Genomic DNA, 14,508 nt, shown 5'->3' with positions numbered 1-14,508 from the left:
ACGTCGGCATCACGGTCAAGCTGATCGCGCCCATCGCCATGGAGACGGGCCTGCGCTTCGCCATCCGTGAAGGCGGCCGCACCGTCGGCTCGGGCGTCGTCGCCACGATCCTCGCGTAAGTTTTTAAGGCCACAGGGGCATAGCTCAATTGGCAGAGCGTCGGTCTCCAAAACCGAAGGTTGGGGGTTCGAGACCCTCTGCCCCTGCCAGCAGTCGCTGATCACGACGGTTGGTGTCAAGGCTCAAAGCATCGGCCCGCGAGAGCGATCTCAGCGGGCCTTGCTGCTGATGGCTACGGCCAAGGCAGTGTCCGAATAGCCGCTTGAATGCGGTGCGTGAAAGTGAAGTGATGGCGAATCCTCCCCAAGTCGAAACCGTGACCAGCGGCGCCGATAAGGCCAAGCTGGCCGTTGCGGTGCTGCTGTTGATCGGCGCGCTGGTGGCCTACTACAGCCTGTCCAAGCAAGGCGCGCTGGTGCAGTGGGCTTCGCTCCTGGTGCTGCTGGCGGCCGGTGTGGCGGCATTCTTTACGTCCGAGCATGGCAAGGCGCTGATCGCCTATGGCCGCGACTCGGCGCGTGAGGTCAAGAAGGTGGTCTGGCCGTCCCACAAGGAAGCGCGGCAGATGACGGGCTATGTATTCGCCTTTGTTGTCGTCATGGCGCTTTTCCTGTGGACGACCGACAAGACGCTGGAATGGGTGCTCTACGACCTGATTCTGGGCTGGAAGCGCTGATCCAAAGCGGCACGCAAGCGAAGGCAAGGAATCCAATGTCTGAAGAACAAGTCGTCACGACCGAAGCCCCGGCCGGCCTGCCCAAGCGCTGGTATGTCGTCCATGCCTATTCGGGTATGGAAAAGGCTGTCGAGCGCAACCTGCGCGAGCGCATCGACCGCGCCGGCATGCAGGACAAGTTCGGGCGCATCCTGGTGCCGACCGAAGAAGTCGTCGAGTTGAAGAACGGCAAGAAGGCCGTGACCGAGCGTCGCTTCTTCCCCGGCTATGTGCTGGTGGAGATGTCGATGGACGACGAATCCTGGCACCTGGTCAAGCACACGTCCAAGGTGACGGGCTTTGTCGGTGGCGCCAAGAACCGCCCGGCCCCGATCTCGGAAGCCGAGGTCATGAAGATCGTCAACCAGATGCAGGAAGGCGTCGAGAAGCCCCGGCCCAAGGTCGAGTGGACGGTCGGCGAGGTCGTGCGCGTCAAGGATGGCCCTTTCACCGACTTCAACGGCTCGGTCGAAGAGGTCAACTACGACAAGTCCAAGGTGCGGGTGTCCGTCACGATCTTTGGCCGTGCAACGCCGGTCGAACTGGACTTCGCGCAGGTCGAAAAAGTGTGACGGTTTGCCGTCACACTTTTCGCCGCTGCCCGGAGGGCTAAGGCAAAAGGTCTGACGCGCTGGAATCCTGGGTTTGGCCGGCGTCCCTCACGTCGGCCCGTGATCAGTCTGCAACGAGAGGCGGACAAGAGGAGCAAAGGTAAGGATTTCGGTCCGAGTCCGATGCGCTAGCACTCAGGTGATCAGGCGGGGCCGCCCGGTCACTGGATTGGAGAAAACATGGCCAAGAAAATTGTCGGCTTCATCAAGCTGCAAGTCGCGGCGGGCAAGGCTAACCCCTCGCCGCCGGTGGGTCCCGCGCTGGGTCAGCGTGGCCTGAACATCATGGAATTCGGCAAGGCGTTCAACGCGCAGACTTCGGGCGCCGGCTTCGAGCCGGGCATGAAGCTGCCGGTGGTCATCACCGCGTTCGCAGACAAGAGCTTCACCTTCGTCATCAAGTCGCCCCCGGCGACCGTGCTGATCAAGAAGGCCGCGAAGATCGAGAAGGGCTCGCAGCGCCCGCATCTGGACAAGGTCGGCAAGCTGACCCGCGCCCAGCTGGAAGAGATCGCAACGATCAAGACCAAGGACCTGACGGCCGCCAGCATGGACGCCGCAGTCAAGACCATCGCCGGCTCCGCCCGCTCGATGGGCATCATCGTGGAAGGGGTTTGAACATGGCCAAGCTCACCAAGAAGCAAAAGGCGCTGGCTGGCAAGGTCGAGTCGACCAAGCTGTACGGCCTGACCGAAGCTCTGGACCTCGTCAAGGGCCTGGCTTCCGCCAAGTTCGATGAGTCCATCGACGTCGCCGTACAACTCGGCATCGACGCCAAGAAGTCGGACCAAGTCGTTCGCGGTGCGGTCGTGATGCCCAACGGCACCGGCAAGACCAAGCGCGTCGCCGTGTTCGCCCAGGGCGCCAAGGCTGACGAAGCCCGCGCTGCTGGCGCCGATGTCGTCGGCATGGAAGACCTGGCCGAGCGCGTCAAGGCGGGCGACATGCCCTTCGACGTGGTCATCGCGTCGCCGGACACGATGCGTGTCGTCGGTACCCTGGGCCAGATCCTGGGCCCGCGCGGCTTGATGCCCAACCCCAAGGTCGGCACCGTGACCCCGGACGTCGCCACCGCTGTCAAGAACGCCAAGGCTGGCCAAGTCCAGTTCCGCGTCGACAAGGCCGGCATCATCCACGGCACCCTCGGCCGTCGCTCGTTCGACACCGACAAGCTCGAAGGCAATCTGCGCGCGCTGATCGAAGCTCTGAACAAGAGCAAGCCGGCGTCGAGCAAGGGCATCTACCTGCGCAAGGTCGCCGTCTCGTCGACGATGGGCGTCGGCGCCCGTGTCGACATCGCGTCGATCAACGCACAGGCCAACGCGGCCTGAGCTGCAGCCAGGCCTTGATGGCCTGGGGAACTGAATCTGCACGGGGCGAGTCTGGCCCCGGGCAACAAGATTGGTGGGGCGTCGTTCCGGTTCGCCGGCGCGGCGCGTCATCCAAGACCGTTGGTGGAGACCCCTTAAATCTCTGTTCTCAAGCAATTGGGACGAGAACCAACGCAGATGGCGGTCCCGCTGAAGGGTTTGCCATTCCGGTCATCGGAGTGGGTTTCCTGACAGATGGTCGCTAATTCCCTGGCGCTCACCCGGCCGCAAGGCCGGGAGGGCAAATGTGAGGAGTAGACCTTGAGTCTCAATCGCAACGAGAAGGCCGCTGTTGTCTCCGACGTCGCAGCGCAAGCTGCCAAGTCGCAGACGCTGGCGTTGGCCGAGTACCGTGGCCTCACCGTGGAAGCCTTGAACAAGCTGCGCATCGACGCGCGGTCCAAGGGTGTCTATCTTCACGTGCTGAAGAACACCCTGGCCCGTCGCGCTGTTGCCGGCACCCCGTTCGAGGCGGCCTCGGAGAGCATGGTCGGTCCGCTGATCTACAGCTTTTCGGAAGACGCTGTCGCGGCTGCCAAAGTCATCGCTGACTTTGCCAAGACCAACGACAAGCTCGTCATCAAGGGCGGCGCCTACGGCGGCAAGGCTCTGGACGTCGCCGGCGTGAAAGCGCTGGCCTCGGTCCCGAGCAAGGAAGTGCTGCTGTCGCAAATCGCTGGCCTGCTGATGTCCCCGGTGCAACGCACTGCGGCCGTGCTGGCAGCGTTGGCTGCGAAGCGTGGCGAAGGCGCCGTTTCCCCGGAAGCTGCTGCCGAAGAAGCTCCGGCTGCGGCCTGATCGACGAACCGCGCGGCTGACGCAAGTCGCGCGCAATCAAATCTGTTTTAAGGAAATTCATCATGGCATTCGATAAAGACGCTTTCCTGGCCTCGCTGGACAGCATGACCGTTCTGGAACTGAACGACCTGGTCAAGGCAATCGAAGAGAAGTTTGGCGTGTCCGCCGCTTCGATGGCTGCCCCTGCCGCTGGCGGCGCTGGCGGCGGTGCTGCTGCAGCTGTTGAAGAGAAGACCGAGTTCAACGTCGTGCTGCTCGAAGCCGGCGCCAACAAGGTTTCCGTCATCAAGGCCGTTCGCGAAATCACCGGCCTGGGCCTGAAGGAAGCCAAGGACCTGGTCGACGGCGCTCCGAAGCCCGTCAAGGAAGCCATTGCCAAGGCCGACGCCGAAGCCGCTTTGAAGAAGCTGGTCGAAGCCGGCGCGAAGGCCGAGCTCAAGTAATTCGACGGGGGCTCGGCTACTACGCCGGCCGATCTCGGGCCTTCGATGCTCACCGCACGCCAGTGCGGTTCCGCGTCTCAGACCCGACCTCGACCGGCTCGCGACGCCGCTCCCCCGCCGAATCCGGTTTGCCGGATTCAAAAAAAGGGGTTGCCGTTCGGCTTCCCCTTTTTCGTCTTTGCGGGTTAATCCTGCTTGAGAACAGCTGAAAGCACAGGGCGCAGTATGATGCGCAGTTCTTTCAAGTGTTCTTTGATCCGACTGCAGAGAACCAGTTTGGTCGGACTCCGATGCAATGTCGGGGTTGTCCGCCAGCGGTTGGTAGTGGCCAACCACCAAGCTCATCAAACGCCCGTTCTGGGCGATTGAGCCAGCCAGTCGCCGACGCGGCTCGCCCCACGGCCAGGGGTGGGCTCGACACGGAGTGTTTATGGCGCAAGCAACCCCCTACAGCTATACCGAGCGCAAGCGGATTCGCAAGAGCTTCGGCAAGCGCGAGAGCGTTCTCAACGTTCCCTACCTGCTGACGATGCAGAAGGACAGTTACGTTGCCTTCCTGCAGAAGGACGTGCCGCCGCCCAAGCGCAAGCCCGAAGGGCTGCAGGCGGCTTTTCTCTCGGCGTTCCCGATTGTTTCGCACAACGGTTTCGTCGAGATGAAGTTCCTCGAATTCAACATCGCCAAGCCGCCGTTCGACACCCGTGAGTGCCAACAGCGTGGCTTGACTTATGCGGCCGCCGTGCGTGCGCGCCTGCAAATGATCATCTATGACCGTGAGTCGCCCCAGGCGAAGACCGTCAAGGAGATCAAGGAGCAAGAGGTCTACATGGGCGAAGTGCCCTTGATGACCGACTACGGCAGCTTCATCGTCAACGGTACCGAGCGCGTCATCGTGTCGCAGCTGCACCGTTCGCCGGGCGTGTTCTTCGAGCATGACAAAGGCAAGACCCACAGTTCGGGCAAGCTGCTGTTCAGCGCCCGCATCATCCCCTACCGCGGTTCCTGGCTGGACTTCGAGTTCGACCCGAAGGACATCCTGTACTTCCGCGTCGACCGCCGCCGCAAGATGCCGGTCACCATCCTGCTCAAGGCCATCGGCCTGAAGCCGGAACAGATCCTTGCCCACTTCTTCGTGTTCGACAACTTCCGCCTGATGGACGTCGGCGCGCAGTTGGAGTTCGTCGCTGACCGTCTGAAGGGTGAAGTCGCCCGTTTCGACATCGTCGACAAGTCGGGTGCCGTCATCGTCGAGAAGGACAAGCGCATCACGGCCCGCCATGCGCGGCAGCTGGAGCAGTCCGGCACGCAGCACATCTCGGTGCCGGAAGACTTCCTGGTCGGCCGCGTGCTGGCCAAGAACATGATCGACGCCGATACCGGTGAGATCATCGCCAAGGCCAATGACGAACTGACCGACGCGTTGCTGAAGAAGCTGCGCCAGGCCGGCGTCAAGGAAATCCAGTGCCTGTTCACGAACGAGCTGGACGAAGGCGCCTACATCTCGCAGACGCTGGCGTCCGACGAGACCGAAACGCAGCTGGCCGCCCGTGTCGCCATCTACCGCATGATGCGCCCCGGCGAGCCGCCGACGGAAGACGCTGTCGAAGCGCTGTTCAACCGCCTGTTCTACAGCACCGACACCTACGACCTGAGCCGCGTCGGCCGCATGAAGTTCAACGCGCGTGTCGGCCGTGACACGCCCGAAGGCAACATGAACCTGTCCAACGAGGACATCCTTGACGTCGTCAAGATCCTCGTCGAGCTGCGCAATGGCCGCGGCGAAGTGGACGACATCGACCACCTGGGCAACCGGCGTGTGCGCTGCGTGGGCGAGCTGGCCGAAAACCAGTACCGCTCGGGCCTCGCCCGCATCGAGAAGGCCGTCAAGGAACGCCTCGGCCAGGCCGAGACCGAAGCCCTGATGCCGCACGACCTGATCAACTCCAAGCCGATCTCCGCGGCGCTCAAGGAGTTCTTCGGTGCGTCGCAGCTGTCGCAGTTCATGGACCAGACCAACCCGCTGTCGGAAATCACGCACAAGCGTCGTGTTTCCGCACTGGGCCCGGGCGGTCTGACGCGGGAGCGCGCTGGCTTCGAAGTCCGTGACGTGCATCCGACCCACTACGGCCGCGTCTGCCCGATCGAAACGCCGGAAGGCCCGAACATCGGCCTGATCAACTCGCTGGCGCTGTTCGCTCAGCTCAACGAGTACGGCTTCCTGGAAACGCCTTATCGCCGCGTCGTCGACGGCAAGGTGACCGACCAGATCGACTATCTGTCGGCCATCGAGGAAGGCAAGTACGTCATCGCCCAGGCCAACGCGACGCTGAACACGACCGGCGAACTGACCGACGAGCTGGTCTCGGCCCGTGAGAATGGTGAGTCCGTGCTGACGCAGCCGGAACGGATCCAGTACATGGACGTGGCGCCGACGCAGATCGTGTCGGTCGCGGCCTCGCTCGTGCCCTTCCTGGAGCACGACGACGCGAACCGCGCGCTGATGGGCGCCAACATGCAGCGTCAGGCCGTGCCTGTGCTGCGCCCCGAGAAGGCTTTTGTCGGCACGGGCGTCGAGCGCGTGGCGGCCAAGGACTCGGGCACGGTGGTCGCGGCTCGCCGCGGTGGCGTGGTGGACTATGTCGACACCAACCGCATCGTCATTCGTGTGAACGACAACGAGACGGTGGCCGGTGAAGTCGGTGTCGACATCTACAACCTGATCAAGTACCAGCGTTCCAACCAGAACACCAACATCCACCAGCGTCCCATCGTCAAGCGCGGCGACAAGGTGGCGGCCGAGGACATCATTGCCGACGGCGCGTCCACGGACATCGGCGAGCTGGCCCTGGGCCAGAACATGCTGGTCGCGTTCATGCCCTGGAACGGCTACAACTTCGAGGACTCGATCCTCATCAGCGAACGCGTCATCGCCGAAGACCGCTACACCTCGATCCACATCGAGGAGCTGGTCGTCAACGCGCGTGACACCAAGCTGGGCGCCGAGGAAATCACCCGCGACATCCCGAACCTGTCGGAGCAGCAACTCGGCCGCCTGGACGAGTCGGGCATCGTCTACGTCGGTGCCGAGGTGAACCCGGGCGACGTGCTGGTCGGCAAGGTCACGCCCAAGGGCGAGACCACGCTGACGCCGGAAGAGAAGCTGCTGCGCGCCATCTTCGGCGAGAAGGCTTCGGACGTGAAGGACACGTCGCTGCGCGTCGACCAGGGCACGCAGGGCACGGTCATCGACGTGCAGGTCTTCACCCGTGAAGGCATCCAGCGCGACAAGCGCGCCCAGCAGATCATCGACGACGAGCTCAAGCGCTATCGCCTGGACCTGAACGACCAGCTGCGCATCGTCGAGAGCGACGCCTTCGACCGTATCGAGAAGCTGCTGGTCGGCAAGCTCGCCAACGGCGGCCCGCAGAAGATTGCCAAGGGCACGGCCATCGACAAGGACTACCTGGCGTCGGTCGAGAAGTTCCACTGGTTCGACATCCGTCCGGCCGAGGAGGACGTCGCCAACCAGCTGGAGTCGATCAAGAACTCGCTCGACCAGACCCGCCACAGCTTCGACCTGGCTTTTGAAGAAAAGCGCAAGAAGCTGACGCAGGGCGACGAGCTGCCCGCCGGCGTGTTGAAGATGGTCAAGGTCTACCTGGCCGTCAAGCGCCGCCTGCAGCCGGGCGACAAGATGGCCGGCCGTCACGGCAACAAGGGCGTCGTGTCCAAGGTCACGCCGATCGAAGACATGCCCTACATGGCCGACGGCACGCCTGCCGACATCGTGTTGAACCCCCTGGGCGTCCCCTCGCGGATGAACGTGGGCCAGGTGCTGGAAGTGCACCTGGGCTGGGCCGGCAAGGGCATCGGCCAGCGCATCGGCGACATGCTGCAGCAGCACACCAAGGTGGCCGAACTGCGCAAGCTGTTCGACCAGCTCTACAACCAGAGCGGCGGCAAGACCGAGCGCATCGAAGACCTGACGGACGACGAAGTGCTGGAGATGGCCGCGAACCTCGCCAAGGGCGTGCCCTTCGCGACGCCGGTCTTCGACGGTGCCAAGGAGGAAGAAATCCGCGGCATGCTCAAGCTGGCCTACCCGGACGACATCGCCGCCAAGAAGGGCCTGACCGAGACGCGCACCCAGGCCTGGCTGTGCGACGGCCGCACCGGCGAGCAGTTCGAGCGCCCGGTCACCGTCGGCTACATGCACGTGCTGAAGCTCCACCACTTGGTGGACGACAAGATGCACGCCCGTTCGACCGGCCCGTACTCCCTCGTCACGCAGCAACCGCTGGGCGGCAAGGCGCAGTTCGGCGGCCAGCGTTTCGGCGAAATGGAAGTCTGGGCGCTGGAAGCCTATGGCGCCTCCTACATCCTGCAGGAAATGCTGACGGTCAAGTCCGACGACGTGAACGGCCGCACCAAGGTGTACGAGTCCATCGTCAAGGGCGAACACGCCATCGAAGCCGGCATGCCGGAATCGTTCAACGTCCTGGTCAAGGAAATCCGTTCCCTTGGCATCGACATTGAACTCGTGAAGAACTAAGGAGCAGATGCATGAAGGGACTACTCGACCTTTTCAAGCAATTCACCCCCGATGAGCATTTCGATGCCATCCAGATCGGCCTGGCGTCGCCGGAGAAGATCCGCAGCTGGTCGTTCGGCGAGGTGAAGAAGCCCGAGACCATCAACTACCGCACCTTCAAGCCCGAGCGCGACGGCCTGTTCTGCGCCAAGATCTTTGGCCCGATCAAGGACTACGAGTGCCTGTGCGGCAAGTACAAGCGCCTCAAGCACCGTGGCGTGATCTGCGAGAAGTGCGGCGTTGAAGTCACGCAGACCAAGGTCCGCCGTGACCGTATGGGGCACATTGACCTGGCAGCGCCCTGCGCCCACATCTGGTTCCTGAAGTCTCTGCCGTCGCGTCTGGGCCTGGTGCTCGACATGACGCTGCGCGACATCGAGCGCGTGCTGTACTTCGAAGCGTACGTGGTCGTCGACCCGGGCATGACGCCGCTGAAGAAGTTCTCGATCATGACCGAGGACGACTACGACGCGAAGCGCATCGAATTCGGTGACGAGTTCATCGCGCTGATGGGCGCAGAGGGCATCAAGAACCTGCTGCAGGAAATGGATCTCGACGTCGAGATCGATCGCCTGCGCAACGACATGACCGGCTCGGAGCTCAAGGTCAAGAAGAACTCCAAGCGCCTGAAGGTCATGGAGGCCTTCAAGAAGTCCGGCATCAAGCCGAACTGGATGGTGCTGGACGTGCTGCCCGTGCTGCCGCCGGACCTGCGTCCGCTGGTGCCGCTGGATGGCGGCCGCTTCGCGACCTCCGACCTGAACGACCTCTACCGTCGCGTCATCAACCGCAACAACCGCCTGGCCCGCCTGCTCGAGCTGAAGCCGCCTGAAAACATCGTGCGCAACGAAAAGCGCATGCTGCAGGAAGCCGTTGACTCGCTGCTGGACAACGGTCGCCGCGGCAAGGCGATGACCGGCGCGAACAAGCGAGCGCTGAAGTCGCTGGCCGACATGATCAAGGGCAAGAGCGGCCGTTTCCGCCAGAACTTGCTGGGCAAGCGCGTCGACTACTCGGGCCGTTCGGTCATCGTGGTCGGCCCGACGCTCAAGCTGCACCAGTGCGGTCTGCCGAAGCTGATGGCGCTTGAACTCTTCAAGCCCTTCATCTTCAGCCGTCTCGAAGCCATGGGCATCGCGACGACGATCAAGGCGGCGAAGAAGGAAGTGGAATCCGGCACGCCGGTGGTCTGGGACATCCTTGAAGAAGTCATCAAGGAGCACCCGGTCCTGCTGAACCGCGCCCCGACGCTGCACCGCCTGGGCATCCAGGCGTTCGAGCCCGTGCTGATCGAAGGCAAGGCCATCCAGCTGCACCCGCTCGTCTGCTCGGCCTTCAACGCCGACTTCGACGGCGACCAGATGGCCGTCCACGTGCCGCTGTCGATTGAAGCGCAGATGGAAGCCCGCACGCTGATGCTGGCCTCCAACAACGTGCTGTTCCCGGCTTCCGGCGAACCATCGATCGTGCCGTCGCAAGACGTGGTGCTGGGTCTGTACTACGCAACCCGCGAGCGCACCAACGGCAAGGGCGAGGGCATGATCTTCTCGGACATTCCCGAGATGATCCGTGCGCTGGAGAACGGCGCCGTCGAGATCACCGCCAAGATCAGCGTGCGTCTGGTCGAGTGGACCAAGGACAAGGACTCCGGCGAATGGGTTTCTGAGACCAAGCTGACGGACACCACCGTCGGCCGCGCCCTGCTGTCGGAAATCCTGCCCAAGGGCCTGCCCTTCAGCAACATCAACAAGGCGCTCAAGAAGAAGGAGATCAGCAAGCTGATCAACACCTCCTTCCGCAAGTGCGGCCTGAAGGAAACCGTCGTGCTGGCCGACAAGCTGCTGCAAAGCGGCTTCAAGCTCGCCACGCGTGCCGGCATCTCGATCGCCATCGACGACATGCTGGTGCCCAAGGAAAAGTACACGGTCATCGATCGCGCGGAGAAGGAAGTCAAGGAGATCGAGCAGCAGTACGTCTCGGGTCTCGTGACGGCCGGTGAGCGCTACAACAAGGTCGTCGACATCTGGGGCAAGGCCGGCGACGAGATCGGCAAGAAGATGATGGACCACCTCAAGGTCGAGAAGACGACTGACCGCCACGGCAAGGAAGTGGCGCAGGAGTCTTTCAACTCGATCTACATGATGGCCGACTCCGGGGCGCGCGGTAGCGCGGCCCAGATTCGCCAGCTGGCCGGCATGCGCGGCCTGATGGCCAAGCCTGACGGCAGCATCATCGAGACCCCCATCACGGCGAACTTCCGTGAAGGTCTGAACGTGTTGCAGTACTTCATCTCCACCCACGGCGCCCGCAAGGGCCTGGCGGACACGGCGTTGAAGACCGCGAACTCCGGCTACCTGACGCGTCGCCTGGTCGACGTGACCCAGGATCTGGTGGTCATCGAGGACGACTGCGGCACCGACAACGGCATGGCAATGCGTGCGCTGGTCGAAGGCGGTGAAGTCATCGAGTCGCTGCGTGACCGCGTCCTCGGCCGCGTCACCGCCATCGATGTCGTCCACCCCGAGACCCAGGCTTCGCTGCTGGGCGCCAGCCACATGCTGGACGAGGACACGCTCGACGTGCTCGAAGCCGCTGGTGTCGACGAGATCAAGGTCCGCACACCGCTGACCTGCGCCACGCGCTTCGGCCTTTGCGCCAAGTGCTATGGCCGTGACCTCGGCCGCGGCGGGCTGGTCAACGTCGGTGAGGCGGTCGGCGTCATCGCTGCGCAGTCCATCGGCGAACCGGGCACGCAGCTGACGATGCGGACCTTCCACATCGGTGGTGCGGCATCGCGTGCGGCAGTCGCCTCCAGCGTCGAAGCCAAGTCGGACGGCATCGTCGGCTTCAACGCCACGATGCGCTATGTCACCAACGGCAAGGGCGAGTTGGTGGTGATCTCTCGCTCCGGCGAGATCGTCATCTCCGACCCACATGGCCGCGAGCGTGAGCGCCACAAGGTGCCTTACGGCGCGATCCTGAATATCAAGGCCAGCCAGCCCATCAAGGCCGGCATCGTGCTCGCCAACTGGGACCCGCTGACCCGCCCGATCATCACGGAGTTCGCCGGCAAGGCGAAGTTCGAGAATGTCGAGGAAGGCGTGACCGTCGCCAAGCAGGTGGACGAGGTGACCGGTCTGTCGACCCTGGTCGTCATCGACCCCAAGCGCCGCGGCGCCGCCAAGGTCGTGCGTCCGCAGGTCAAGCTGCTGGACGCCGGCGGCCACGAGGTCAAGATCCCCGGTACCGACCACTCGGTGGCCATCGGCTTCCAGGTCGGCTCGCTGATCCAGATCCGCGACGGCCAGGAACTGCTGCCCGGTGAAGTCCTCGCCCGCATCCCGGTCGAAGGCCAGAAGACCCGCGACATCACCGGCGGTCTGCCGCGTGTGGCCGAGTTGTTCGAAGCGCGGAGCCCGAAGGACGTTGGCGTCCTCGCCGAGCAGACCGGTACCGTGTCATTCGGCAAGGAGACCAAGGGCAAGATCCGCCTGCAGATCACCGATCCGGACGGCAAGGCCCACGAGGAACTCGTGCCCAAGGAAAAGAACATCCTGGTGCACGAAGGCCAGGTGGTGAACCGCGGCGAACTGATCGTCGACGGCGCAGCAGACCCGCAGGACATCCTGCGCCTGCTGGGCATCGAGGAACTGGCGCGCTACATCGTCGACGAGGTGCAGGACGTCTATCGTCTGCAGGGCGTGAAGATCAACGACAAGCACATCGAGGTGATCGTTCGCCAGATGCTGCGCCGCGTGATGATCACCAACCCGGGCGACACGACCTACATCCTCAACGAGCAGGTGGAGCGCTCGGAGCTGCTGGACACCAACGACCGCATGCGCAAGGAAGGCAAGATGATTGCCACTCACGCGGATGTGCTGCTGGGCATCACCAAGGCCTCGCTGTCGACGGACTCCTTCATCTCGGCGGCGTCCTTCCAGGAAACGACCCGCGTGCTCACCGAGGCTGCCATCATGGGCAAGCGCGACGAGCTGCGTGGGCTGAAGGAAAACGTCATCGTTGGTCGCCTGATCCCGGCAGGTACCGGCATGGCCTTCCACGAGGCGCGCCGCGCCAAGGAAGCCATGGACGACGCCGAGCGCCGTGCCATTGCCTTGCAGGAGGCCGAGGAATTGGCCGCTGCACAGATGGCTGGCGTGGACGCTGGCGACCACTCGGCTGACTAAACCACGGGGCCCCGCTCCGCAAGCCGCCCCGGTTCAGGCCGCGGGCGGCTTTTCTTTGTCAGTCCGGCGTCCAGAGCTCGGGCTTCTGTATGAGCAAGCCCCGCAACTTGGCCCGCTTCGCCAATGCGAGCACCGCTTTGTCGCGGGAGATCAACCAGCGGGCGTTGCAAGCCAGCGCGAGATCGATGAACTTCTGGTCGTCCGGGTCGCGGCAGACAAGCCGGCCCGCCAGTGGCTGTGGCTCGGCATGGTCGACATGCAGAGCGTGCGCGTCGAACTGCGCCTCGATGAAGGCAAGGTCCGGCGAATAGCTCGCGGCCACGCCGCGGTTCAGCACATGCCGTATTTCGTCACGCATCGCCGTTGCCACCACCCAGCGGACCGCGCCGGAAGTGAGGGCCGCAGCCAGTGCCTGCACGCGGGCATCTCGGAACACCAGCCAATCCATCACAACCTGGGTGTCAATGACGATCGCGGGCCGAACGCCGTCCGCGTCATCGACAAGGCAAGCGGGCGAGGAAAGGGTGTCCATTGGATGAGCTTAACCGCCGCGCTTGTGCATGGAACCTTGGCGGTCTACAATCCTCGGCTCTCCGCCTTTTGGGTGGCGCGTCGCTGCGCGTTCCAAATTCAAGCGGGGCTCACAGACTTCAAACGGGAACAAGTCGTTTATGCCAACCATCAATCAACTGGTGCGCCACGGTCGAGAGGCCGAGGTCACCAAGTCCAAGTCGCCTGCGATGCAGAACTGCCCGCAGCGCCGCGGTGTCTGCACCCGCGTCTATACCACCACGCCGAAGAAGCCGAACTCCGCGCTGCGTAAGGTCGCCAAGGTGCGCCTGACCAACGGCTTCGAAGTCATCTCCTACATCGGCGGCGAAGGCCACAACCTGCAAGAACACAGTGTCGTGCTGGTTCGCGGCGGCCGTGTGAAGGACTTGCCTGGCGTGCGCTACCACATCGTCCGTGGTTCGCTTGACCTGCAAGGCGTCAAGGATCGCAAGCAGTCGCGTTCCAAGTACGGCGCAAAGCGTCCGAAGAAGTAAATCGTTTACTCGGCTCAGTCGCCATCGACTGAACCGACGTTGTTGCGGTTCGCTGAATGTCTCAGCAGCCGAGTAAGTGGATGACCCCAGATGTCGGTGGTTGTCCAGCGGAGCCAGGCCAACAAAGCCGTCTCCAACTGAAGCAAAAGGAAGAGTGCCATGCCACGTCGTCGCGAAGTACCCAAGCGCGAAATCCTGCCGGACCCCAAGTTCGGTTCCGTCGATCTGTCCAAGTTCATGAACGTCATCATGGAATCGGGCAAGAAGGCCGTCGCCGAGCGCATCATCTACGGTGCCCTGGAGCAGGTCGAAAAGAAGATCGGCAAGGACCCGCTGGAAGTGTTCATGGTCGCCCTGAACAACGTGAAGCCCATGGTCGAAGTGAAGTCCCGTCGTGTCGGCGGTGCGAACTACCAAGTTCCCGTGGAAGTTCGCCCCGTCCGCCGGATGGCCCTCGCCATGCGCTGGCTGAAGGAATCCGCCCGCAAGCGCGGTGAGAAGTCGATGGCCCAGCGCCTTGCCAATGAACTGCTGGAGGCCGCTGAAGGCCGCGGCGGCGCGATGAAGAAGCGCGACGAAGTTCACCGCATGGCTGAAGCCAACAAGGCTTTCTCGCACTTCCGCTTCTAAACTCACTGCCTTTCGGCCGCCTCGGGTTTCTACCAACCCGCTGGCGGCTCATGT

The 14,508-nt window shown here is 63.2% G+C and carries 11 protein-coding genes, 1 tRNA gene and 1 pseudogene; 12 read left to right on the top strand and 1 reads right to left on the bottom strand.

Features of this window, described 5'->3' with window-relative positions; genetic code table 11:
- The 10 genes and pseudogenes from ACT6S0_RS11885 to rpoC all read left to right on the top strand — a co-directional run.
- A pseudogene (locus tag ACT6S0_RS11885) lies at window positions 1–119 on the top strand (elongation factor Tu); the annotation flags it as partial.
- Between the two features lie 14 nt (window positions 120–133).
- Window positions 134–209, top strand: a tRNA-Trp gene (locus ACT6S0_RS11880).
- Window positions 210–349: 140 nt separating this feature from the next.
- Complete coding sequence (secE, locus tag ACT6S0_RS11875; RefSeq protein ID WP_056265796.1) at window positions 350–736, top strand: preprotein translocase subunit SecE; 387 nt, start codon at window positions 350–352, stop codon at window positions 734–736.
- A 35-nt stretch (window positions 737–771) separates the two neighbouring features.
- Window positions 772–1,347 carry a transcription termination/antitermination protein NusG gene (gene nusG, locus ACT6S0_RS11870; protein WP_056265792.1) on the top strand — a complete coding sequence of 192 codons (576 nt, stop codon included), beginning with the start codon at window positions 772–774 and terminating at the stop codon, window positions 1,345–1,347.
- A gap of 219 nt (window positions 1,348–1,566) precedes the next feature.
- Window positions 1,567–2,004, top strand: coding sequence for a 50S ribosomal protein L11 (gene rplK / locus ACT6S0_RS11865; RefSeq protein ID WP_444764038.1), 438 nt, complete (start codon window positions 1,567–1,569; stop codon window positions 2,002–2,004).
- Between the two features lie 2 nt (window positions 2,005–2,006).
- A complete protein-coding gene (rplA, locus tag ACT6S0_RS11860; protein WP_056265787.1) occupies window positions 2,007–2,717 on the top strand; it encodes a 50S ribosomal protein L1 in 711 nt (236 codons plus the stop codon).
- A gap of 300 nt (window positions 2,718–3,017) precedes the next feature.
- Window positions 3,018–3,554 (top strand): 50S ribosomal protein L10, encoded by a 537-nt coding sequence (gene rplJ / locus ACT6S0_RS11855; protein WP_444764037.1) that lies wholly within the window; start codon window positions 3,018–3,020, stop codon window positions 3,552–3,554.
- 62 nt (window positions 3,555–3,616) lie between these two features.
- On the top strand, window positions 3,617–3,997 hold the full coding sequence (gene rplL, locus ACT6S0_RS11850; RefSeq protein WP_444764036.1) for a 50S ribosomal protein L7/L12: 381 nt from the start codon (window positions 3,617–3,619) through the stop codon (window positions 3,995–3,997).
- 430 nt (window positions 3,998–4,427) lie between these two features.
- Window positions 4,428–8,549 (top strand): DNA-directed RNA polymerase subunit beta, encoded by a 4,122-nt coding sequence (gene rpoB / locus ACT6S0_RS11845; RefSeq protein WP_444764035.1) that lies wholly within the window; start codon window positions 4,428–4,430, stop codon window positions 8,547–8,549.
- A gap of 11 nt (window positions 8,550–8,560) precedes the next feature.
- The gene (gene rpoC, locus ACT6S0_RS11840) at window positions 8,561–12,778 is read left to right on the top strand and encodes a DNA-directed RNA polymerase subunit beta' (protein ID WP_444764034.1); all 4,218 of its coding nucleotides are present in this window, start codon (window positions 8,561–8,563) and stop codon (window positions 12,776–12,778) included.
- Window positions 12,779–12,836: 58 nt separating this feature from the next.
- On the opposite strand, the gene ACT6S0_RS11835 is transcribed toward rpoC, so the two are convergent.
- Window positions 12,837–13,310, bottom strand: a complete 474-nt coding sequence (locus ACT6S0_RS11835) for a putative toxin-antitoxin system toxin component, PIN family (RefSeq protein ID WP_444764033.1) — start codon at window positions 13,308–13,310, stop codon at window positions 12,837–12,839.
- Window positions 13,311–13,449: 139 nt separating this feature from the next.
- Between ACT6S0_RS11835 and rpsL the strand changes: the two genes are divergently transcribed.
- Window positions 13,450–13,824, top strand: a complete 375-nt coding sequence (rpsL, locus tag ACT6S0_RS11830; RefSeq protein ID WP_056194784.1) for a 30S ribosomal protein S12 — start codon at window positions 13,450–13,452, stop codon at window positions 13,822–13,824.
- Between the two features lie 159 nt (window positions 13,825–13,983).
- Window positions 13,984–14,454 (top strand): 30S ribosomal protein S7, encoded by a 471-nt coding sequence (gene rpsG / locus ACT6S0_RS11825; RefSeq protein WP_056194782.1) that lies wholly within the window; start codon window positions 13,984–13,986, stop codon window positions 14,452–14,454.
- The last annotated feature ends 54 nt before the right edge of the window (window positions 14,455–14,508 follow it).

It is taken from the genome of Roseateles sp., assembly GCF_052436255.1.
Classification (GTDB): Bacteria; Pseudomonadota; Gammaproteobacteria; order Burkholderiales; family Burkholderiaceae_C; genus Pelomonas.
Note: the sequence above shows the minus strand (reverse complement) of the source record. Positions and strands in the feature narration are given on the sequence as shown.